This window comes from Polaribacter sp. L3A8 (genome assembly GCF_009796785.1).
Taxonomy (GTDB): Bacteria; Bacteroidota; Bacteroidia; order Flavobacteriales; family Flavobacteriaceae; genus Polaribacter.
In genome coordinates, this window is record NZ_CP047026.1 from 1,091,704 (window position 1) to 1,114,348 (window position 22,645).

Consider the following 22,645-nt stretch of genomic DNA (forward strand, 5'->3'; position numbering starts at 1 on the left):
GCAAATATACATTAATAGTGCCAAAAACAAATCTACTTTTCGTTACCGAACAACTCAATAATATGGCAAACCCTAAAAGGGAAAACCGTCAAAGAGTCGCAAATATTGTATTAGAAAATCAGAAATTATTTAAGGAATTGATTGTTATTACTTTTGATGTTGAAAATAAAGTTTCTATAAAAGCTGCTTGGATTTTAGAGTGGATTTGCACACATCATCATTTAGAATGGATTTTACAACATCTCGATTTTTTTACTTCAGAAATTAAAAATGTAAAATTTGATAGCGCCATTAGACCTTGTGCTAAAATTTGTGAACATCTAGCAACTGCGTATTATTCTAAAGATGAAAACGAAATCAAAAAAAAAATTACAAATAAACATATAGACACCATTGTAGAAACGGGTTTTGATTGGTTAATTACACCTCAAAAAATTGCAGTTAGAGCCTATACAATGACTTTTTTATATTTCTTTGGATTAGAAATCGATTGGATTCATCCAGAATTAAAACACCTAATAACCTCTAAAATCATACATGAAAGCAAAGGTTGTAAAGCTCGTGGAAAATACATTTTAGAATTGATAGAAAAACATCAAAAATCGACTTTATAAATCTGTTTATTTGCCTATTTTTGCAATTAACAACATAACTAAAAGATGAACTTAACAAAATTAAATGCCATCTCACCTATTGATGGTCGTTATAGAGGTAAAATATCAAAATTAGCAGACTATTTCTCTGAAGAAGCTTTAATAAAATACAGAGTTCGTGTAGAAATTGAATATTTTATAGCTTTGTGTGAAATTCCTTTACCACAGTTAGCAGACTTTAACAACGATTTATTTGATGATTTACGTAAAATTTATATTGATTTTACAACAGAAGATGCTCAGAAAATAAAAGATATAGAAAGCATTACAAACCACGATGTAAAAGCTGTTGAATATTTTATCAAAGAAAAGTTTGATGCACTAGGTTTACAGGCACATAAAGAATTTATCCATTTTGGATTAACTTCTCAAGACATAAATAACACAGCTATTCCGCTTTCTATTAAAGAAGCAATGAATGATGTTTATGTTCCTCATTATTTTGAACTTTTAGAAAAATTACAAGAATTAGTTATTGAGTGGAAAGACATTTCTATGTTGGCAAGAACCCATGGTCAGCCAGCATCTCCAACAAGATTAGGTAAAGAAATAGAGGTTTTTGTTGTGCGTTTAAAAGCACAATTCAACTTATTAAATGACATACCAAGTGCGGCAAAATTTGGTGGTGCAACGGGTAATTATAATGCACATAAAGTTGCATACCCAAGTATAGATTGGAAAGAATTTGGAAGTACTTTTGTTCAAGAAAAATTAGGTTTACACCACTCTTTTCCTACAACACAAATAGAGCATTACGATCATTTAGCAGCTCTTTTTGATACTTTAAAACGTATAAACACTATTATTTTAGATTTAGATAGAGATTTCTGGACCTATGTTTCTACAGATTATTTTAAACAAAAAATTAAAGCAGGTGAAGTGGGTTCTTCTGCAATGCCTCATAAAGTGAACCCTATAGATTTTGAAAATTCTGAAGGAAACTTAGGTTTGGCAAATGCAATTTTCGAACACCTTTCTGCAAAATTACCTGTTTCTCGTTTACAACGTGATTTAACAGATAGTACTGTTTTACGTAATGTTGGTGTACCTTTTGGACATACAATTATTGCTTTTACATCTACCTTAAAAGGATTAAACAAATTATTGTTAAACAAACAAAAGTTTGAAGATGATTTAGAAAATAATTGGGCTGTTGTTGCAGAAGCAATTCAGACTATTTTAAGACGTGAAGCATACCCTAACCCTTATGAAGCTTTAAAAGGATTGACAAGAACAAATGCTAAAATCAACCAGAAATCTATTGCAGATTTTATTGATACTTTAGAGGTTTCATTAGAAATTAAAGAAGAATTAAAAGCAATTACACCTGCTAATTATACAGGTATATAATTTTAAAAAAAAGTAATATTATGAGCGTAAAGAATATAGAAGTTTCTGTTTTTAATTTAAATAAAGGAAAGCTTATATTCTTTGCGCTTTTCTCTTTACTCTTTTTTCTGACATCTTGTAAATCAGAAATGAAAGACAATTCTGATCGATTTAAAAAAGGAGTTTTCGAAATTCCTGCAGGAGAAGGTTATAGTAAAACTATTGTTACTAGAAAAGACAGTCTGCAAATAGAAGAATATGAAAAAATAGTAAGCATTTCTAATGATACTATTACTACAGAAAAAAGAATTAAACATATTGATACACTATATATCAAATGGAAAAATAATTTCTTCTATTCATTAAAAATGAAATCACCAAAAAAGGAATTAGATAAAGATCCTATTTACGTGCAAATAACTCAAGTTACAGACAGTTCTTATAGTTTTACTGCTAAAATTGGTTTCAGCAAATTTAAGCAGGACGGAACCGTATATAAAGTAAAATAAAGTGGAAATATTTCTACATATTGATACTTGGGTGGCTTTACTTACACTTACTTTTCTAGAAATTATTTTAGGAATAGACAATATTATATTCATATCCATATCTGCAAATAAACTTCCTAAGCATCAAGTAAGAAAAGCAACCCTTTTAGGGCTAGCATTAGCAATGATTACTAGAATAGCACTATTAATTAGTGTTTCTTATTTAATTGCATTTAAAGAACCTTTTTTAGAAATTAATATAGGTTGGTTTAAAACAGGGTTAACAGGCCAAAGTATCATTTTATTTTTAGGAGGACTTTTTTTACTCTATAAAAGTACTAAAGAAATCCGTGATAAAGTAGAACATACTAATGAAAACGAAGTATTAAAATCTCCGAAGGTTATATCATTAACAAATGTTATTATTCAAATAATACTTATTGATATTGTTTTTTCTTTTGATAGTATTTTAACAGCAGTTGGTATGACTAACGGAATAGATGGCGCTTTAATTATAATGATTATTGCCGTAATAGTTTCTATTATAATTATGATGCTTTTTTCGAAGCCAATTAGTAATTTTGTAAACAATAACCCTACTATTCAAATGTTGGCATTGTCTTTTTTAATTTTAATAGGATTTATGCTAATTACAGAAAGCGCACATTTATCAAATACAGAAATTTTTAACAAAACTGTTGGGGCTATTCCTAAAGGATATTTGTACTTTGCGATCGCATTTTCTTTAGGTGTAGAAATGCTGAATTTAAAAATTAGAAAAAAATAAAACTTTTGTTCAAAAAACTACTTAGCGTTTTTTTTCTTTTACTATTGATGTTACCAACATCTATAGAGATTATTCATAATTTAGAAAATCATGAACATACTGTGTGTACTTCTGTTACAGAACACCACATACATGAACAACACTTTAGTTGTGCAGAATTTCACAAGCATTTAACCGTTTTTTCAATGGATTTTACATCTAATTTAGATGTAATTCCAACACATTTTTATACTTCAATTTTTATTGATAAACCTCAAAGAATTAAAGAGGTTTGCCAATCTATAAAAACTTCTAGAGGACCTCCTTATTATACTATTTAAAACCGAATTGTCATTTTAAATGACATTACATATTTTTTAAATCAGTTAAATAAAACTTCATGAAAACATTTATAAAACTGCTACTTTTAGTAGCAGGATTTTCTGTGAACGCTCAAAATAGCCTTTCAGGAAAAATTACAGATATGCACAATAATCCTTTAGCAGACGTGCAAATTAACACACCAGAATTACATAGAGGAACCACGTCTAAAGAAGATGGAACCTATATCCTTAAAAATATTCCAAAAAGGAAAATAAAAATCAACTTTAGTTATTTAGGATTTAAAACAGTTTCTAAAATTATTGATTTTAACTCAGAAAACGTAGTGTTAAATATCCAATTAAAAGAAACTGCTTTTAAGATGGATGAAGTAATTATTTCTGCACCTTTTAATAAGTTACAATCAGAAAATGTAATGAAAATAGAAAGGCTATCCGCAAAAGCTATTCACAAAACCGGAGCTACAACACTTGCAGAAGGAATTACAAACATTGCTGGAGTTTCTCAAATTTCTACAGGTGCTTCTATAGGGAAACCGGTAATTAGAGGGTTAAGCGGTAATAGAGTCTTAGTCTATACACAGGGCATTAGACTAGAAAACCAGCAATTTGGAGGTGAACATGGATTAGGTGTTAACGATGCAGGTATTAGTAGTGTAGAAGTGATAAAAGGACCAGCTTCCTTACTCTATGGATCTGATGCCTTGGGAGGAGTTTTATACTTGAATCCCGAAAAATTTGCATCAGAAAACGATGAAGAAATCAATTTTAGTCATCGTTACTTTGCCAATACATTAGGAACAAACACTTCTATTGGAGCAAAACTATCTAAAGAAAATTGGAAATTTTTAGCAAGAGGAACGTACGCTAATCATTCTGATTATAAAATTCCAACCAAAGAAAGAGTTACAAACACTCGCTTTAATGAAAAAGATTTAAAAACGGGAGTAGCCTATTCTAAAAACAGTTTTACATCAGAAATTCGTTATAATTTTAACAGATCTAATCTTGGTTTACCAGAAGAAGGAATTGGAGAACAATCTACAAGTAAATCACTTTTAGAGCCTTACCAAGTTATCGATAATCATATTTTAAGCTCACATAATCATTTTTTTATTGGAGATTCTAAATTAGATTTAGATTTAGGCTATACTTTTAATGACCGACAAGAATTTGAAGAACATCACGACGAAGGAGAAGAAGAACATGAGGAAGGTGAAGATGACCACAACCATGATCATGAAGAAGAAGGCGAAGAAGCTGCTTTAAGAATGAAATTAAAAACATTTAGTTATAATGTAAAATATCATTTTCCTAAAATAGGAAACATAGAGATTCTTTCTGGTGCGCAAGGTTTACATCAAACAAATACTAATTTTGGTGAAGAAATCTTAATTCCTAATGCAATAATAAACGATTTTGGTGTTTTTACAACAGCAAATTATTCTTGGAATAGAAATAGTTTACAAGCAGGTCTGCGTTACGATAACAGAAATATAGATACCGAAAGACACGAAATTTCTCACGAAGGAGACCTTCATATTTTTGAAGCTATCGATAAATCTTACAACAGCTTTACCACTTCTTTAGGTTTTAAAACAGCCATAACAGATAATTTTACAGCAAGAATTAATGTTGCTTCTGGTTTTAGAGCACCTAATTTAGCCGAATTATCTTCTAACGGAGTGCATCACGGAACGGGTAGATTCGAAAAAGGGAACGCTAATTTAACCAACGAAAAAAACACGCAATTCGATCTTTCTTTAGAATACAAAACAGAACATATAGAGTTGTTTGCAAATGGTTTTTACAATCAATTAAACGATTATATTTATATTTCTCCTACTGGCGAAATTGAAGATGAAGCTCCTGTTTTTGAGTATTTGCAAGAAGATGCTAAATTGTATGGTGGTGAATTTGGTTTTCATTTACACCCACATCCATTAGATTGGTTGCATTTAGAAAGCTCATTTGAAACAGTAATAGGTGAACAAGATAATGGTAACTATTTACCATTAATCCCTGCTAATTCTTGGAAAAACACATTAAGAACCGAGTTTGATGTAAAAAAATGGCTGCAACAAGGATATGCTTCCTTAACCTTAAAAAGCACATTCTCTCAAAATAATGTTAGTCAGTTTGAAACCGAATCTCCTAGCTACAATCTCTTAAACGTTGGTTTTGGTGGCGATATTACTATAAATAACATTAAATTTTCGGCTAATTTATCAGCTAATAATATTTTAGATAAAAAATATATAGATCATTTATCTAGATTAAAAGCAGACGAAATTTTAAATCAAGGTAGAAATATCGTTTTAGGAATTAATTTTAAAATATAAAACACCAATTTCTTGCATTCAAAATTAATCACCTTAAGGTTCTAAAATAATTTTAGACTCTTATGGTGATTTTTTTTAACGTACATGTTCCGTTTTCTTTATGAGACTTATAACAATAAAAGCTGCCAAAAAGAAAACAGCCAATGCCAATACACTACTTTGTATAGAAATTATAGAGTTTAAAATACCAAAAGTAACCATCCCTATAACCAAAGCTATTTTTTCTGTAACATCAAAAAAGCTAAAATAAGAAGCATGATCTTCTGTTTTAGGCAATAATTTAGAGTACGTAGACCTTGCTAAAGACTGAATTGCGCCCATTACCAAACCAATTAAAGAACCTAAAATGTAAAAGTATATTTCTATATTTGGCGTATCTTTTGTTAAATTAAAACCAATAAAACAAACCAATCCCCAAATAGCAATCGTTATTTTTAAGGTTTTAATATTTCCTATTTTATTTGATAATCTAGAAAATAGAAATGCCCCAAAAATACCCACAAACTGTACTAATAAAATTGTTAAAATAAGGTTTAAGGTTTCTAAGCCTAATATAGTACCAAAAATACCTGCCATTAAGATGATGGTTTGCACACCGATACTTAATAAAAAAAAGGAAATTAAAAATAATTTCAACTCTCTATAAGCAAACAATTCTTTTGCAACTTTTTTTATTTCTTGTATTCCTTTTATAAAGTAATTCCCTTTTGGTAACGTAGTTTTTTCTGAATCTGGTAATTTAGCATAGGTAATTTGAGCAAAACCCAACCACCACAAACCTACTAATACAAATGATAACTGAGAACCAAATTGCTTGTCATAAAATCCAAAAACCTTAGTTTCAATTAAAACCAAACACAAAAGCAATAGTAAAATTGATCCGGAATAGCCTAACATAAAACCTTTGGCACTTACGTTATCTTGTTGTTCTGGAAGCGCAACTTCTGGTAAATAGGCATTATAAAAAACAATACTTCCCCAAAAACCAATACTTGCTAAAATGGTAAAAACAATACCAACCCACAATGTATCTTTTCCTGTAAAAAAGAACAAACACATTACAGATAATGATCCTAAAAGGCAAAAACCTTTTAAAAATTTCTTTTTATTCCCTGCAAAATCCGCAATACCAGAAAGCATGGGCGAAATAAAAGCCACTACTAAAAAAGAAAAAGCCAACGCATAATTATATAAGGTTGTTGGCGTCCATAAAGTACCTAAAAAGGCAATTTTACCCTCTGCATTAGCAAAACCTTCCGAGGTAGTTAAGCCAGCATAATAAATAGGAAAAACAGCAGTACTTATCACCAAAGAATATACTGAGTTGGCCCAATCATAAAAGGCCCAAGCATTAATTAATTTTTTATCTCCAATTTTTAACATCGTATATTTTTTATATAAAAAAACCGTTCAAATAGCTATTTGAACGGTTACAATATAGGAAAATCTATTCCTTTTCTTATTTCTTATTTAATTATTTAGCATTGTATTGTGCTGCATATTTTTTTGCAGTTGGTAAATAGTTTTTTAAATCTTGTATTCTAGACTCATTAGAAGGGTGTGTACTTAACATTTCTGGCTGAGAACTTCCTCCTGAATTCTGACTCATTCTTACCCAAACCTCAGCAGCTTCTCTACCATCATAACCGGCCATAATCATAAAAACCAAACCTAACCTATCTGCTTCCTGCTCATGCACTCTACTAAACTTTAGCATTCCTAAACCAGAACCAATACCAAAGGCTGTATTCCATAATTGTTGCGATTCGCTACTTTTTCCAGAAGTACCTAATGCCACAGCAACACCACCTAATTGTTGTAATTGTCCTTGAGACATTCTTTCTTGTCCGTGTTTTGCAAAAGCATGTGCAACCTCATGCCCCATTACTGCAGCAACACCATTTTCATTTGCACAAATTGGCATTATCCCTGTATAAAAAACAACTTTTCCTCCTGGCATACACCAAGCATTTACAGTTTCATCATCTACCAAGTTAAATTCCCATCTGTAAGAATCTGCTTCAGCAACCATATTATTTGCTCTCATAAAACGATCTACAGCAGCAGAAATATTTTTACCAACATTTTTAATTTGGTTAGACATTGCACTATTTGTAGACAACTTATTTTCTTCTAAAAAACTACTATATTGTGCAAAACTTGATGGTAATACTTGTGCATCACTTACAAAATTAACACGACTTCTACCTGTAATTGGTACAGTGCTGCATTCAACAAAAAGGAAAACGGTTAAAACTAAAACAACTATTTTTTTCATCTATTTTTATTTTTTATAATCACTAATTAATAAGACACATAAATCTGTAAATTGTCACTATTATAGTATCTTTTTACAATGTATAAAACTACATATTCTATCTTTATCAAAAAAATATTTTTTTTAAGAAAATGAAATTTGTAATCATTGCATAAATTTTTCGTCAAATTAAAAAAACAATATTAAATTATGAAAAATATACTTTCCCTAATAGCTGTTCTTTTTTTGATAAATTGTTCTAGCAAAGCACAAACCTCATCCAAAGAAAAAAAAACATATAGTATTGAAAAAACAAATGCTGAATGGAAAAAACTATTAACACCTAATCAATATTATGTTTTACGTGAAGCAGGTACAGAACGTGCTTTTTCGAGTGCTTTAAACAAGAACAAAGCAAAAGGAACTTATGTTTGTGCTGCTTGTAAAACTCCGCTTTATAAATCTCAATACAAATATGATTCTCGATCTGGTTGGCCTTCTTTTGATAGAGCTATCAAAAAAAATGTAGAACTAGATGTAGATTATAAAATTGGTTATGCAAGAACAGAATTAAAATGTAATACTTGTGGTAGTCATTTAGGACATTCTTTTGGAGATGGACCGAAAAACACCACAGGAAAGCGTCATTGTATTAATGGTGTTGCGTTAGAGTTTATTGCTGATTAATAATCCTTGTTATTTTTAAAAAAATGTTTACATTCGTTTTAAATATTTTAACATTCTCTAGAAAACCTAATATGGTTAAAACGAAAGTGTTAAAATAAAAAAACGTTTTTATTTGATTAAAAAACTACTTTTTTTATTAATATTATTGTTGGTAACAGAATTATATTCTCAAAAAACAAATCCAACTATTTTAAAATCTACAATAACTTCTGTAGGTAGTACTTCTGTATATCCTGTTTTTAACAGTAAAAAAAATTACGAAATCCAACAAAGTATAGGGCAATCTAGTATAATTGGTAAAAAAAACACAGGTACAACAACTGTACAACAAGGGTTTTTAAATCATGTTAAAATATTTACAATCAACAACTCTGATATAGAAATTATTGATGAATCACTAAATTTAGTAATTTCACCAAACCCTTTTATAGATCATATAAAAATAAATTTTACTAGAGAAACCAAACATAATATTCATATATTTATTTATGATACAAATGGCAAAGTTTTATTTTCTAAAAAATATAACCCAACAGACAGTATACATATTCCAATGAAATACTATACTATTGGTACTTATTTGATACGTATACAAAGTGGTAAAGACAAGTTTACACGAAAAATTATAAAAACAGAATAATAAATATGTTCAATAACAAGACTACATATAGTGTTATATTCTTTTTTATCTTTTGGGTAAACATAAATAATGCACAACAAATTTATATAGAATCTGGTTTTGAAAATGCCTATTTTAAAGATTATGAAAACAACTTAGGTAAAAACACGTTAGACTTAAATTATTCAAAATCACAAGAAGTTTTTTTAGAAACTGGTTTTAGATTTAAATTATATGAAGATAGATTTAAATGGAATTTAGGGGTTGGCTACAACAGATATCAAATTAACACGGGTTTTTATGCGGGAAATATAAGTATACCAACAACGTATAATTTAAGCTATGTTACAATAAAAACAGGTGTAAACTTTGCCATTGTTAACGAACCTAGGTTTAAACTACAGATACACACACATATTTCTTATGATTTTCTTACAACAGGAACCAGAAGATATAATAACAATACTGCAAACTTATACACAGAACGAACTTTTGATAGGACTTTGCTTAGATACCATAGAGGTTTAAGTGCCGAGTACGTTATTTCTGATGAAATATCTACCTATATAAGTTATAATGTAGCAGATAGTTTTAGAGATAGCAATAGAGATAGTAATATTGAAGAAAAGTATTCATTACATACCAATGCATACTCAATAGGGTTACTTTTTAATATTGCCAGGTTAAATAAAAGAAGATTCTAAAAAGAATATGAAGTTTTTACATAACATACTGCTCTTTTTATTTTTGGCTTCTAGCTCAATTATGCTAGGTCAAACACCTGGTTTTAATTACCAGGCCTTAATTTTAAATACGGAAGAAATTCAAATTCCTGGAACAAATGTTTCAGAAAATAGCATTCCTTTAGGTTTAGAAGATGTTACCTTGCGGTTTACAATAACAAATGAAGCAGGTATAGAATACATAGAAGAACATACAATTACTACTGATAAAAATGGAATGGTTTCTGTAATTGTAGGTGAAGGAACTCCTGTTAATTATACTTTTAGTAATATTAATTGGGATGGAAAACTAAAGTATTTAAATGTAGAGTTAAATATTCTTAACAACAACCAAGGCTTTGTCTTTTTAGACTCACAAAAAATATTATACATACCTCAACCTACAAATGGTAATGGAAACGGCACAGGTACCGGTAATATAAAAATAGTAAATTCTTTAGGTAGCTTAACACAACCTTATACATTAGGAGAATTAATTTGGCTTACTGACTTTGGTACTCATAGAAACCCAACATTAATGATTTGGGATGGCACAAATTGGCTTCCAGTTAATGATGATTTTGACCCAGCTAATGAATTTGGACTTATAGTTGTAAATAATGATAACACCAGAGATACACAATTTAAAAATCCTGTAATTGGAGATCAAGTTTGGAATCAGACTTGTGGCTGCATAGAAGTTTTTGATGGCTTAAACTGGGTATCTTCAAAAAACACGGATGCTTTAAATGGTCTTTACACAGACGGTAATAGCATAAAATTAGGTGGTAATTTAACTGAACCAACCATAATTACAACAAGCGACACTAATACCTTAACGATAGATGGTTTAGAAGAAAGTACAAATATAGATGACAAATTAGTAGTCATAGATAAAAATACAGGGGTTTTAAAACAAAAATCTATTTCCTCTTTTACACAAAAAAAACAAGTAATTGTTTTTGCTGTAGATGGGCAATTAGAGTTTACAACGCCTTTAGCAATAACTAGTGTAGATAAAATAGACGTATATAGAAACGGAGTTCGAATCGATTTTACAGCCGTAAATAATACAACTATAAAATTAGAACCCGAAGCACAATGCTACCAAGACGATAAAATAAGAATTGTACAATTATATTAACATAAAAAAACCCCCATAAAAATCTATGAAAAAAAATAAGTAAAAAAAATTAGTAATAAATAATCAATTAGTATAAACTTTAAAATTTAAAAAAAATGAAAACAAATTATTTAAAATTAGGCGTATTAGGTCTTATGATGATGGTAGGAACTGCCGTTAATGCACAACAAATTTCAGGTGATGTAACAAAAACTCAAGACGCAAGTGTTTCTCAAACACTTAATGGTACTATTAGAGTAATAGACAACAAGGGTACTAAAAAATTCTTACAAGTAAAAAATGGTTTAACATTACTTACGGATGCTACTCCAGATGGAGGTATTGTTTCTACTTGGCAATTAGGAGGTTCTTTATCTGATAACACCTATATAGATGCTACCGGAAAAGTTTTCTCTTTAGATGGTTTAAAATTAGTGAACGGAACAACAACACCTGGTGCAACAGCTGCTACTACTGAATCTATTGGTTCTAACGCAGTGGCTATTGCTGGTGCTGGTACAGCTGCTACAGAAACTGGATGGACTGTTTTAATTAGAGATGAAGCTACTGGTGAAGTTAACAAAATGTTAGTTTCAGATTTAATATCAACTGGACAAGCAGAATTTCCAATTGGTACAGACGGTGATGTTGCAGTTACTGCAACTGGTTTAGCAATGGGAACAGCAATAAGTAAAATCTCTGTATACAGAAATGGCGCAAAATTAAGAGCTGCTATAGATTATTCTCTTACAGCTACTAATACGATTACATTAATTCCTAATGCTACTTCACCAAATGATTGGACTACCTATGCGGGTGACATGATTGAAGTACAGTGGATTTACTAATTAAAAAATAATAATTTTTTAAAATTATTATTTCTTTTTTACATATAAAAAGTGTTGGTTCTTACAGAATCAACACTTTTTAATAAAATAAAAATTATCACCCACTTAATTAAACAGTAGATATATTCTTAATGCTTAATAGAAGACACTTACTTTTTTTTCTCTTTATTCTCTGTACTTTTTTTACACACATAAGTTATGCGCAAGAATTTAGGGTTATAGACAATAAAGGAACTGTAAAAACGGCGATTAACAATAGCGTAACTTACGGAGCAGCGCCTGCAACACCTTTAGAAGGAGATGTTTGGTTTGACACTGCTGTTACACCCATTGAGATTAAAATTTGGGATGATAATGTATGGAGACCAATTAATGATGCCGATTACGACCCAGAAAACGAAACAAATACAGCTTTTAGTGTTGTTACTGTTTCTGGTATCGATTATTTAAGAATTACAGACGCTAAAGGAAGTTTAGACGTTCCATTATCTAGCATTTCTCAACCTCATACAGGTACACCTGGTTCTGTTTTCTTTGCAGGTACAGATGGCAAACCAACAGAAGAGAATAATCAATTATTTTGGGATGCCAGTAATAACAGATTTGGTATAGGAACCAAAACTCCTGATAATAAATTACAAGTTACTGGAGCTATCCGTTCTGCTGGTTTTCTTAATTCAGATGGTAATGCAGGAGAACCTTCATATCGATTTCAAGATGATACAAATACAGGAATGTATAGTCCTGCAGCTGATGAAATTAGCCTAAGTGTAGGCGGCCATGACGCCATACACATAGATGAACTTACTGCTAGTAATACAGTAGTAACTATAAAACAAACCTTAAAACTAGATGGCCAACTATTAGATGAAACGAATACTGCCGGAATAGCAGGTCAAATTTTATCATCTACAGCAACAGGTACAAATTGGTTAGATGCATCAACCATAAATACAGACAACCAAAAAATAGATGTGTACGCTTTAAATGCTGATGGTAAAAATTTAGATTTATCTTTAGAAAGTGATGCCGAAACAACAAAACAAACAAACTTATCTGCTTTAAAAATAGCAGGCGATGTAACAGGAACATTAGCCGCAAGCAAAGTAGAAAAAATACAAAACATACCGGTATCTGTTACGGCACCAACAGACGGACAAGTATTAACTTATAATACTACAGCCTCAGAATGGCAACCAAAGATAGCAACAAACTGGAGTATTACGGGTAATGCAAGTACTACAACGTCTAACTTTTTAGGAACAACGGATGATGTAAAAATGCAAATACGCTCTAACAATTTATCCATGTTAGAATTTGGGAGAAGAGAAACTTTAGGATTAAATCAATCATTTACAGACTACAACGACCTAGACCAACCTTTAGTATATTTAAAAGGAAACGGAAATGTAGCTGCACTTCAATTTGCAGCAGCAGGAGCATCATTGTATAAACCAATGTTTTTTACCACAACAAATGGTAGTTTTAGATTAAAAGGAAGCGCAGGTGTTACCGATCTTTTTGAAATTGGTTCTGCAGGTCCAGCAAATGATGGAAGATTAGAATTTATTATTGGAGATGACGGTACTGAACCTATTGTTTTTAAAAGATATTACCATCCTGTTGGGTCTAATTCAGAAATGTTTAGAGTACAAGGAAGTAACACCACGGCAACTGCAAAAACTAGATTTGGCATCAATATTAATCCTGCCCTTGTTGCAGTAGACGACACGTATAATTCTTCTCCTTCAGCCAATATGGCAAATTCAACATTACAGGTAAATGGCTCCGTTTCTAAATCTATTTTAACAACTTCTGGAAATTTATCATTATCAGAAGATCATCATACAATAGTATTAGGAGGAAATCATACAATTACGCTTCCAGCAGCAAATACATGTTTAGGTAGAGTTTATATAATTAAAAACCCCAATACGTATGCCACTTCTATTTCTGGTTATGTAAATGAACAAGGAGTTACGGGTATAGCAACAGTAAACAGCACTTCTACATTATGGTTGCAAAGTGATGGAACAAATTGGCAACAAATAACAAACTCAGCATCTTCTGAATTAGTAACTCCAGGCGACATAAAACAAGGTATACAAACCACCAATCATAACGGTTGGTACTTATTAGATGGTAGCGCTATTTCTAGCTTACCTACTGGTGCCCAAACTAATGCGGCTAATTTAGGGCTTAGTGGTAATTTACCAGATGCTACAGACCGTGTACTAAAACAACGTAGTGGTAGCGAAGCTATTGCAGACATAGGTGGAGCTGCCACCACTATCCTAACTCAAAATAACTTACCAAATGTAAATTTTACAGGTAGTACAAGTTCAAATGGAGCACATAATCATACTATAACTGGTGTATCGGCATTTAACGCCTATGAAGTATCATCTACATTTGGTACTCCTGCTATAGGATCTACCGGCTCTCAAGCACTAGTAACTAACACTACTGGTAACCATAGCCATACAGTAACGGTAGCTAGTGGAGGTGCAAATACCCCAATTGCACGTTACCAACCTTATTTAGTTGTAAATACCTTTATTTACTTAGGCATGTAATGTTATAAAATTAAGTTTTAGTAACCTACACAATAAACCTACTAGAAATTTAATTGTTTTCTAGTAGGTTTTATATACATACAGCTTATATAAAGCTATAAAAACAGCGTCCAAATTATTCTTTTAGAAAATAAATGTTACGAAATATAATTATTAGTGATTACTTTATTTGTAAGACTTCTCTAGAGCTTTTCTTTTTATAAAAAAATATAACTAGTAACATGTTTTTCTTATTCACATTATAACTAACGTGAGTTCGAGCTAATCAATCGCAATATTCGGTAACATATTCGGGATTTTTATAGAAGGTTTTTTAGGTAAAAAAGAATATGCAATTAATCCAGAGATCATATTTGTTATGAAATTATCAAAAGATCTATGTCTAGAATGTTCAATTTGGCAAGTGTTTTTTAGTACATCATTTACTGTTTCGATGATTGCTCTTTTTCTTAGGATAACTTTATCCATATAGTCCATTGCTTTCTTTTTCATGTTTTTTCGAACTTTAGTTATTAAATGAATTCCGTCTACAAAAAGTCTTTCAAATAAATCTTTCCCAATATATCCTTTGTCTCCAAAAATTTTTCCAAATAATTTGTCGTGAAACTTCTTTTGTTTGAGAGGGAATCTGTCGTCTACATTGGCTGGAGTGAACATAAAATCAATAATTTCTCCTTTGTCATTGCAGACAATATGTAGTTTAAATCCAAAATACCACCCCATAGTTCCATAGCTTTTTTTGGCAATATCTTTAAATACTTGATGTTGTTTTTCTCTTTTATAGTGACATACTTTTAAAGGAGTAGAATCAATAAAAGAGATACCTGTGCAATCGCCTAAACAATACATTTTCATAAAAACGGCTAAAGGTTGTGTAACCTTTTTTTGAAGTTCTACAAATCTATTATAAGAAACACAATCTGGAAACAGATCTTGTCTGTATTTACAAATATGGTTTAAGTAAAAGTGTTTAAGGTTTCGGTAAGACTTTAGGTGAAATATAACAAGTATGGTCATCACTTCACTATCAGACATTTTGAACTTTCTATTACGTTTTTTAGTTGTTGAACCATCAGAAATGCTGTTTTTATTAAGAATTAAGTTAAATTCTTTCATAAAATCATCTAAAGAACAGAAAATTTCTATAATTTTACTATCAGAAATCATAAGCAGGATATTTATTAATATATTAGAATTCAGTACTTTAATATACTAAATATTCTGCTTTTTTTATAGGTTTAATTAAAATTTCTTACATCGAACTCACGTTAACTAAATAAATATATTTATATTATATTTATCCTTAATATTTAAAAGTGATGGAGATTAAAAAAAATGTGACTTAACAGGTTTTTATGAGTCTAATATAGGTGAAGAGCATTAAAGTTCCTGAAAAGGCTAATTACTAGCAAACTTTTAAAAACTACTTTTCCTGTTATGAAAAAGAAAATTGTATTATTTTTATTACTGGTAAGCTGTATACAAGTAAGTTTTAGTCAAAAAGTTAGGGTAATAGATAATAAAGGAACCGTAAAAAATGTAAACAACAACCAAGTTTACACCGCTGCTACAGACCCAAATTTACCAACAGTTATAGCCTTAGAAAACGATGTTTGGATAAACACAAGTACTACACCAAACACCACAAGCATATACAATGGCACTGCATGGGTTGCTTTATCAAATGAACATATAGGCACAACAGGTTCTGTTTTCTTTGCAGGTACAGACGGTAAACCAACAGAAGAGAATGCTGAATTATTTTATGATATAGGTAACAAACGTTTTGGCGTAGGAAAAAACGACCCCGATTATAAACTAGATGTTGATGGAGCAATAGGAGCTCAAGGAATACTTAATTCAATAGGAACAGTTACCGAACCTTCCTATCGGTTTAAAGGTGATACAAATACAGGAATGTACAAACCTGCTGCAGATGAAATTGGTTTTGTTGTTGGCGGTTTAGAAGCCATTAATATTGATGAAACTTCTAATATAACAACTGTAACTATAAAAGACACTTTAACCGTAAAAAAGATAATAGAATTAGATGGAGTTCTATTAGACGAAAATGATTCTGCTGGTACAGTTGGTCAAATTTTAACAGCAACTGCTACAGGTACTAATTGGGATAATATTTCATCATTAGAAACAACATCAACCATAACAAATACAATTGTAGGTCATAAAATTGCAGATTACACAAATGAAAACGGAGGAACACCAGTTACAATAAACGAAACGGTAACATCTTTATCTCAAGATAATACACCTACTACCACAAATGCTTCTGCAACAGGAGAAATTACATTTACAGATGAAAACGGGTCCACAACCGGAAAAGCCCAAGTTGTTAGTGCCAATGCAGCAAATACAATTTCTGTAGGTACAGATGGTGGTGCTTATTTAGGTCCAACAGTATATACTGGTTTTTTTATCATTGCAGCTCCAGGAGGCACAGCCACAAGCTCTACTCCACTAATTATTAATGGCCTACCTTTTAAACCTTCTCAAATAACATTTATAGCTCATGCTAATGTAGAGAGCACCAATATAGATGCTATAGGATCTAGCTCTAATGATATAAATAATTCTTTTGGAACTATGAATGGATTTGCTAGGGTTATTAATGGTACAAAAACACAACAAGTAATTTATTTAGGTGGTAGTGGAGAATCTATCAATAATATTTCTCGTTATGCCTCTAGTTCTAATTGCATTGGTCTTCGCTACGGAAACCAAGACGCAGTAGATTTAGGAAAAATAACCGCTTCTTTAACTACTTTTACTACAGATGGTTTTGAACTACAGACAACACATACTCAAGGCACAAGTGGCTCTACAGCTCTAAGAAATGCTGTTTTTAGTGAAAGTCTTGTAGTTTTATATACCGCTTATAAATAGCAACTACCTCATCCACTTAAATCACTAAATAATAAATAAATTTCATCAATTTCTACACCAACATATTAATTAAAAACAGCGTACATAAAAAACTGTTCCTATTAAGTAAACAAATCGTCTCTAATTCTTATATTTGTGCTTCCTAAAAAAGAAGACCAATTATGTTTAATAATTTAAGCGATAAATTAGATAAAGCCTTACACACCTTAAAAGGTCATGGTAAAATTACAGAGGTTAATGTAGCAGAAACGCTAAAAGAAGTTAGAAGAGCATTATTAGATGCCGATGTTAACTTTAAAATTGCCAAAGATTTCACTAAAAGAGTACAAACAAAAGCTTTAGGTCAAGACGTATTAACTACATTAAACCCAGGCCAATTAATGGTAAAGTTAGTTAAAGATGAGCTAACAGAATTAATGGGTGGAGAAACTGTAGGTGTTAATCTAGGTGGTTCGCCAACCGTAATTTTAATGTCTGGTTTACAAGGTTCTGGTAAAACAACTTTTTCAGGTAAATTAGCAAACTTTCTTAAAGACAAAAAATCTAAGCAAGTTTTATTAGTGGGTTGTGATGTTTACAGACCTGCAGCAATTAACCAATTACAAGTTGTTGGAGAACAAATTGGTGTAGAAGTTTATGCAGAAGTTGGAAACAATAATCCTGTTGAAATTTCGCAAAACGCTATAAAGCATGCAAAAGCAAATGGTAAAAATGTAGTTATTATTGATACCGCTGGTCGTTTAGCTGTGGATACAGAAATGATGAATGAAATTTCTAACATTCATAAAGCTGTAAACCCACAAGAAACCTTGTTTGTTGTAGATTCTATGACTGGGCAAGATGCTGTAAATACTGCAAAAGCCTTTAATGATATCTTAAATTTTGACGGAGTTGTACTAACAAAGTTAGATGGAGATACACGTGGTGGAGCTGCCCTATCTATAAAATCTGTGGTTGATAAACCAATTAAATTTATTGGTACTGGAGAAAAAATGGATGCAATTGATGTTTTCCATCCAGATAGAATGGCAGACAGAATTTTGGGTATGGGAGATGTTGTTTCTTTAGTAGAAAGAGCACAAGACCAATACGACGAAGAAGAAGCTAGAAAATTACAAAAGAAGATTGCTAAAAATCAATTTGGTTTTGATGACTTTTTAAGTCAGATTCAACAAATTAAAAAGATGGGTAGCATGAAAGATTTAGTAGGTATGATTCCTGGAGCAGGAAAAGCAATGAAAGATGTAGATATAGATGATGATGCTTTTAAAGGTATTGAAGCTATTATACATTCTATGACTCCAGAAGAAAGAAGCACTCCATCAACCATAAATGCTAGTAGAAAAAAGAGAATTGCAAAAGGTTCTGGTACTTCGGTTAACGAGGTAAACCAACTAATGAAACAATTTAATCAAATGAGTAAAATGATGAAAATGATGCAAGGTGGTGGTGGCCGAAAAATGATGCAAATGATGCAAGGAATGAAATAACAAGTGTTTAGGCTGCTTTTTAGCAGCCTTTTTTAATTTATAAATTTTAATTATAAATAATGCTTCAAAAAGTAAGTGACTTATTATTAAATTCAAAAAAAAATAGAATATTATTTTTTTCATTTTTAGCTATTCTAATTTTTTTAATATCTCGTAAAAATGGAATCTTTTGGGATAATGTATTATTTAGTTCTAAAATTGGTAGCCATCTTTATAACAACTCTCTTTTTAACTGGATATTACCAGATAGTTTAGACGCTGCCCATCCACCAACATTTGGGTTTCTATTGGCAATTTTTTGGAAAATATTTGGAGTTAATTTATTTAGCTCTCACCTATTAATGGTGCCGTTTACAATAGGTTTTTTTTATCAAATTTTTAAATTTGCAAACTATTTTTTAAAATCAAATTTACAATCATTATTTGCATTTCTTTTAATTATTGTAGACCCAACATTATCAGCACAATTTGTTTTAATTAGTCCAGAAATTATACAATTATTTTTCTTTTTCTTTGCTATTAACTCAATTTTATATCGTAATAATACCCTTAAAATAATTGCGCTTTTTTTCTTAAGTATTATTTCGATAAGAAGTATGATGCTCTGTTTTGGAGTCTTTTTATTTGATATTATAAACCGCTACAATAATAAGGAGTCAGTAATTACAAAAAAACTACTTTTAAGTTATTTTATTGGTAGTATACCTGCTTTTAGCTTTTTAATAACGCATTATCTAACCAAAGGATGGTTGTATTCTCACGATAACTCTCCTTGGAAAAGTAATCATGAAATTATTACTTTAGGTAGTTTTTTAAAAAACTGTATTGTATTAATTCATAGATATTTAGACTTTGGACGCGTTTTTATAATTATTTTTATAATCGTTGGATTAGTATCTTATGGAAAGAAATTTTTTAAGTCTAAAAAAAATAAACAATTAATATTAATTTTAATAACATCAACCTTAGCAATAGTTATAGCCAGTTTATTATTTACAAATCCCATTGGTCATCGTTATTTTATTGTTTCTTATATTTGTTTTACATTATTAGCTTTTATAATTTTAAATTCTTTTTACGCAAAAAAAAGAATTATCTATAGCTTACTTTTTATAGGTTTATTAACTGGTAATTTATGGATTTATCCCAAAAAAATATCACAAGGTTGGGATGCTACATTGGCACACATACCTTATTATAATTTACGTTTAACAGCAATAAATTATTTAGATAAAAACAACATACCTATTAAAGAAGTAGCTACTTTTTTTCCTAATATAACCTCTTTACATAATGTAGATTTAAATAATGATAAACGTACTTTTGCTACTTTCAATAACAAAAATAATTATGTCTTTTATTCTAATATCTACAATTTATCTGACGAAGAACTCGATATTTTAGATAAAAATTATAGTATATTAAAAGAATTCGATAACTTTAACATAACTATTACCATTTATATTTTAAACAAAAAATGATTTTACTAGACGGAAAAAAAACATCTGCAGACATTAAAGAAGAAATTGCCTTAGATGTAAGAGAATTAAAAGACAACGGGTTAAGAACACCTCACTTGGCTGCAATTATTGTAGGCCATGATGGAGCAAGTGTTACCTACGTAAATGCAAAAGTAAAAGCCTGTGAACGTGTTGGTTTCGAATCTACTTTAATTAGATTACCAGAAGAAACTACAGAGGAGGAATTGTTAAATGAAATTGAAATTTTAAATATCGATAATGATATTGATGGTTTTATTGTACAACTTCCTTTGCCAAAACATATTGATGAACAAAAAATCTTAATGGCTGTAAATCCGGATAAAGATGTAGACGGGTTTCATCCAACGAATGTTGGAAAGATGGCTTTAAATTTACCAACCTTTATCTCTGCAACTCCTTTTGGAATTCTAGAATTATTAGAAAGATACAAAGTTGAAACTTCAGGAAAACATGTTGTTGTTTTAGGTAGAAGTCATATTGTGGGTAGCCCAATGAGCATTTTGTTATCTCAAAAAAGAAAGGTTGGTAATGCTACTGTTACCATGTGCCACAGTAGAACAAAAAACTTAAAAGAAATTACTTTACAAGCAGATATTATTGTTGCTGCTATTGGAATTCCAGAGTTTTTAAAAGCAGATATGGTAAAAGATCATATTACTGTAATAGATGTTGGTATTACGCGTTTAGCTGATTCTAGCAAAAAAAGTGGATTTAGATTGGTTGGTGATGTTGCTTTTGATGAAGTTGCTAAAAAAGCTGATTTTATAACGCCAGTTCCTGGAGGTGTGGGACCAATGACAATTGCAATGTTATTAAAAAACACATTATTAGCTTGCCAAAGAAAAAGCTAGTTTTTTCATAAATCATAAAAAAAAGCGATGAATTAAATTCATCGCTTTTTTTTATGATTAAACAATTTATTACATATTATTCTCAACAAATTCTTTTCTATAAATTTTTACAATTACTAAAAACAAACTGATTAATAGCGGTCCAAAAATCAATCCAATAAATCCAAATAAAGGCACACCAACAATAACACCAATTAAAGTAATTAATGGATGAACATCATCTAACTTTTTTAAAACCAACAGCCTTATAATATTATCTGTAGACCCAACTACAACAATCCCGTAAATTAAAATTCCCCAAGCGGCAAAACTATCTCCTGAGGCTAGCGTTAAAATAAAAACAGGTAAGATACCAACAAAGGTTCCTATAAATGGAATCATAGAACCTACAGTAACAATGGTAAACCAAAAGAAAGGATTATTGATATCAAAAATTAGAAATCCTATTAACGCAATTATACCTTGTGCAATAGCTACTAACGGAATTCCGATGGTATTAGAACGCACCATAGACTGCGCTTCTGAACCAATAATTTTTAAATTAACTTCGTTTATTGGTACATATTTATATATAGATTTTCTTAATATGGTTTCATTAATTAACATAAAGTAAAGCAAAAAATACATTAAACCTACAGATATAAATATATTAAAGGTACTACCAACAAAACCTTGTAAACTATCTGTTATCCAGCTAGAAACTTTTGCTGCATCTATACTTTCTGCAAAACTATACCCAACTTTACTTTCTAAAGAAGTCAATTGTGTTTTAAATTCTGTTACAACTTCTTCAGAGTTCCCTACTACATCACTAACTTTATTTGCTAACATTAGTAAAATCCCAGAAATTGGTAAAAGTATCCCTATAAAAGAAACTAAGATTAAAAAAGCTGCGGCTAAATTTGGTTTCCATTTTTTCTTTACCAGAAAAATCATGCCTTTTCTTAATAAGACGAAAATTGTTACAGCTCCTAAAACACCTGACAAATAAGGAATTAACTCCCTAAAAATTAGAATTAAAATAAACAAAATAAGAACTAAGACAAATAATTGTCTTATTATTCTTGGCGCAATAGTATCTTTCATATATAGTATTTTGTTGCAATTTAAAAAGAATATAAAGTTAAAATTATCACTATCAATTTAT

Annotated in this window: 20 protein-coding genes; 16 read left to right on the forward strand and 4 right to left on the reverse strand. The window is 30.4% G+C overall.

All coding sequences use genetic code 11. The features are described 5' to 3' along the window. Positions 1-62 precede the first annotated feature (62 nt). The 6 genes from GQR92_RS04230 to GQR92_RS04255 are packed head-to-tail and all read left to right on the forward strand — an operon-like array spanning position 63 to position 5,919. Entirely contained in the window at positions 63-614 is a 552-nt protein-coding gene (locus tag GQR92_RS04230; RefSeq protein WP_158837952.1) for an adenylosuccinate lyase, read from the forward strand. Positions 615-659: 45 nt separating this feature from the next. Beyond that, a complete protein-coding gene (purB, locus tag GQR92_RS04235; RefSeq protein ID WP_158837953.1) occupies positions 660-2,003 on the forward strand; it encodes an adenylosuccinate lyase in 1,344 nt (447 codons plus the stop codon). A 20-nt stretch (positions 2,004-2,023) separates the two neighbouring features. Next, positions 2,024-2,491, forward strand: coding sequence for a hypothetical protein (locus GQR92_RS04240; protein ID WP_233270003.1), 468 nt, complete (start codon positions 2,024-2,026; stop codon positions 2,489-2,491). A gap of 1 nt (position 2,492) precedes the next feature. After that, positions 2,493-3,257, forward strand: a complete 765-nt coding sequence (locus GQR92_RS04245) for a TerC family protein (RefSeq protein ID WP_158837954.1) — start codon at positions 2,493-2,495, stop codon at positions 3,255-3,257. 5 nt (positions 3,258-3,262) lie between these two features. After that, positions 3,263-3,577, forward strand: coding sequence for a hypothetical protein (locus GQR92_RS04250; protein WP_158837955.1), 315 nt, complete (start codon positions 3,263-3,265; stop codon positions 3,575-3,577). A 59-nt stretch (positions 3,578-3,636) separates the two neighbouring features. Then, a complete protein-coding gene (locus GQR92_RS04255; RefSeq protein ID WP_158837956.1) occupies positions 3,637-5,919 on the forward strand; it encodes a TonB-dependent receptor in 2,283 nt (760 codons plus the stop codon). 75 nt (positions 5,920-5,994) lie between these two features. Here the strand turns inward: GQR92_RS04255 and GQR92_RS04260 are convergent, their stop codons facing one another. Together GQR92_RS04260 and GQR92_RS04265 are read right to left on the reverse strand one after the other, a co-directional pair. Then, positions 5,995-7,302 carry an MFS transporter gene (locus GQR92_RS04260; protein WP_158837957.1) on the reverse strand — a complete coding sequence of 436 codons (1,308 nt, stop codon included), beginning with the start codon at positions 7,300-7,302 and terminating at the stop codon, positions 5,995-5,997. A 91-nt stretch (positions 7,303-7,393) separates the two neighbouring features. After that, positions 7,394-8,197, reverse strand: a complete 804-nt coding sequence (locus tag GQR92_RS04265; RefSeq protein WP_158837958.1) for a M48 family metallopeptidase — start codon at positions 8,195-8,197, stop codon at positions 7,394-7,396. Positions 8,198-8,386: 189 nt separating this feature from the next. Here GQR92_RS04265 and msrB point away from each other — a divergent pair, with 189 nt between their 5' ends. The 6 genes from msrB to GQR92_RS04295 all read left to right on the forward strand — a co-directional run bounded on the left by msrB (position 8,387) and on the right by GQR92_RS04295 (position 14,751). Beyond that, the gene (gene msrB, locus GQR92_RS04270) at positions 8,387-8,863 is read left to right on the forward strand and encodes a peptide-methionine (R)-S-oxide reductase MsrB (RefSeq protein WP_158837959.1); all 477 of its coding nucleotides are present in this window, start codon (positions 8,387-8,389) and stop codon (positions 8,861-8,863) included. Between the two features lie 112 nt (positions 8,864-8,975). Continuing rightward, positions 8,976-9,503 carry a T9SS type A sorting domain-containing protein gene (locus GQR92_RS04275; protein WP_158837960.1) on the forward strand — a complete coding sequence of 176 codons (528 nt, stop codon included), beginning with the start codon at positions 8,976-8,978 and terminating at the stop codon, positions 9,501-9,503. Between the two features lie 5 nt (positions 9,504-9,508). Then, positions 9,509-10,186 carry a hypothetical protein gene (locus tag GQR92_RS04280; protein WP_158837961.1) on the forward strand — a complete coding sequence of 226 codons (678 nt, stop codon included), beginning with the start codon at positions 9,509-9,511 and terminating at the stop codon, positions 10,184-10,186. A 7-nt stretch (positions 10,187-10,193) separates the two neighbouring features. Continuing rightward, positions 10,194-11,348 carry a hypothetical protein gene (locus GQR92_RS04285; RefSeq protein WP_158837962.1) on the forward strand — a complete coding sequence of 385 codons (1,155 nt, stop codon included), beginning with the start codon at positions 10,194-10,196 and terminating at the stop codon, positions 11,346-11,348. 95 nt (positions 11,349-11,443) lie between these two features. Then, positions 11,444-12,175, forward strand: a complete 732-nt coding sequence (locus tag GQR92_RS04290) for a hypothetical protein (protein ID WP_158837963.1) — start codon at positions 11,444-11,446, stop codon at positions 12,173-12,175. Between the two features lie 131 nt (positions 12,176-12,306). After that, positions 12,307-14,751, forward strand: coding sequence for a hypothetical protein (locus GQR92_RS04295; RefSeq protein WP_158837964.1), 2,445 nt, complete (start codon positions 12,307-12,309; stop codon positions 14,749-14,751). Between the two features lie 261 nt (positions 14,752-15,012). Here GQR92_RS04295 and GQR92_RS04300 read toward each other — a convergent pair whose 3' ends face one another. Beyond that, positions 15,013-15,918, reverse strand: a complete 906-nt coding sequence (locus GQR92_RS04300) for an IS982 family transposase (protein WP_158837965.1) — start codon at positions 15,916-15,918, stop codon at positions 15,013-15,015. Between the two features lie 270 nt (positions 15,919-16,188). On the opposite strand from GQR92_RS04300, the gene GQR92_RS04305 reads away from it, so the two are divergent. The 4 genes from GQR92_RS04305 to folD all read left to right on the forward strand — a co-directional run bounded on the left by GQR92_RS04305 (position 16,189) and on the right by folD (position 21,498). After that, positions 16,189-17,655 carry a hypothetical protein gene (locus tag GQR92_RS04305; RefSeq protein WP_158837966.1) on the forward strand — a complete coding sequence of 489 codons (1,467 nt, stop codon included), beginning with the start codon at positions 16,189-16,191 and terminating at the stop codon, positions 17,653-17,655. Positions 17,656-17,816: 161 nt separating this feature from the next. Then, positions 17,817-19,145, forward strand: a complete 1,329-nt coding sequence (gene ffh, locus GQR92_RS04310; protein ID WP_105048951.1) for a signal recognition particle protein — start codon at positions 17,817-17,819, stop codon at positions 19,143-19,145. Positions 19,146-19,204: 59 nt separating this feature from the next. After that, the gene (locus GQR92_RS04315; protein ID WP_158837967.1) at positions 19,205-20,626 is read left to right on the forward strand and encodes a hypothetical protein; all 1,422 of its coding nucleotides are present in this window, start codon (positions 19,205-19,207) and stop codon (positions 20,624-20,626) included. After that, a complete protein-coding gene (gene folD, locus GQR92_RS04320; protein WP_158837968.1) occupies positions 20,623-21,498 on the forward strand; it encodes a bifunctional methylenetetrahydrofolate dehydrogenase/methenyltetrahydrofolate cyclohydrolase FolD in 876 nt (291 codons plus the stop codon). The genes GQR92_RS04315 and folD overlap by 4 nt, the downstream gene beginning before the upstream one ends. A gap of 69 nt (positions 21,499-21,567) precedes the next feature. Here the strand turns inward: folD and GQR92_RS04325 are convergent, their stop codons facing one another. Further along, on the reverse strand, positions 21,568-22,584 hold the full coding sequence (locus GQR92_RS04325) for an AI-2E family transporter (protein ID WP_158837969.1): 1,017 nt from the start codon (positions 22,582-22,584) through the stop codon (positions 21,568-21,570). Positions 22,585-22,645 lie beyond the last annotated feature (61 nt).

Excerpts from the sequence above, each read along its gene's own strand:
- GQR92_RS04230 (WP_158837952.1), top strand. The coding sequence starts at position 63 with ATGGCAAACCCTAAAAGGGAAAACCGTCAAAGAGTCGCAAATATTGTA.
- purB (WP_158837953.1), top strand. The coding sequence starts at position 660 with ATGAACTTAACAAAATTAAATGCCATCTCACCTATTGATGGTCGTTAT.
- GQR92_RS04240 (WP_233270003.1), top strand. The coding sequence starts at position 2,024 with ATGAGCGTAAAGAATATAGAAGTTTCTGTTTTTAATTTAAATAAAGGA.
- GQR92_RS04255 (WP_158837956.1), top strand. The coding sequence starts at position 3,637 with ATGAAAACATTTATAAAACTGCTACTTTTAGTAGCAGGATTTTCTGTG.
- GQR92_RS04260 (WP_158837957.1), bottom strand. The coding sequence starts at position 7,302 with ATGTTAAAAATTGGAGATAAAAAATTAATTAATGCTTGGGCCTTTTAT.
- GQR92_RS04265 (WP_158837958.1), bottom strand. The coding sequence starts at position 8,197 with ATGAAAAAAATAGTTGTTTTAGTTTTAACCGTTTTCCTTTTTGTTGAA.
- msrB (WP_158837959.1), top strand. The coding sequence starts at position 8,387 with ATGAAAAATATACTTTCCCTAATAGCTGTTCTTTTTTTGATAAATTGT.
- GQR92_RS04280 (WP_158837961.1), top strand. The coding sequence starts at position 9,509 with ATGTTCAATAACAAGACTACATATAGTGTTATATTCTTTTTTATCTTT.
- GQR92_RS04285 (WP_158837962.1), top strand. The coding sequence starts at position 10,194 with ATGAAGTTTTTACATAACATACTGCTCTTTTTATTTTTGGCTTCTAGC.
- GQR92_RS04290 (WP_158837963.1), top strand. The coding sequence starts at position 11,444 with ATGAAAACAAATTATTTAAAATTAGGCGTATTAGGTCTTATGATGATG.
- GQR92_RS04295 (WP_158837964.1), top strand. The coding sequence starts at position 12,307 with ATGCTTAATAGAAGACACTTACTTTTTTTTCTCTTTATTCTCTGTACT.
- GQR92_RS04300 (WP_158837965.1), bottom strand. The coding sequence starts at position 15,918 with ATGATTTCTGATAGTAAAATTATAGAAATTTTCTGTTCTTTAGATGAT.
- GQR92_RS04305 (WP_158837966.1), top strand. The coding sequence starts at position 16,189 with ATGAAAAAGAAAATTGTATTATTTTTATTACTGGTAAGCTGTATACAA.
- ffh (WP_105048951.1), top strand. The coding sequence starts at position 17,817 with ATGTTTAATAATTTAAGCGATAAATTAGATAAAGCCTTACACACCTTA.
- GQR92_RS04315 (WP_158837967.1), top strand. The coding sequence starts at position 19,205 with ATGCTTCAAAAAGTAAGTGACTTATTATTAAATTCAAAAAAAAATAGA.
- folD (WP_158837968.1), top strand. The coding sequence starts at position 20,623 with ATGATTTTACTAGACGGAAAAAAAACATCTGCAGACATTAAAGAAGAA.
- GQR92_RS04325 (WP_158837969.1), bottom strand. The coding sequence starts at position 22,584 with ATGAAAGATACTATTGCGCCAAGAATAATAAGACAATTATTTGTCTTA.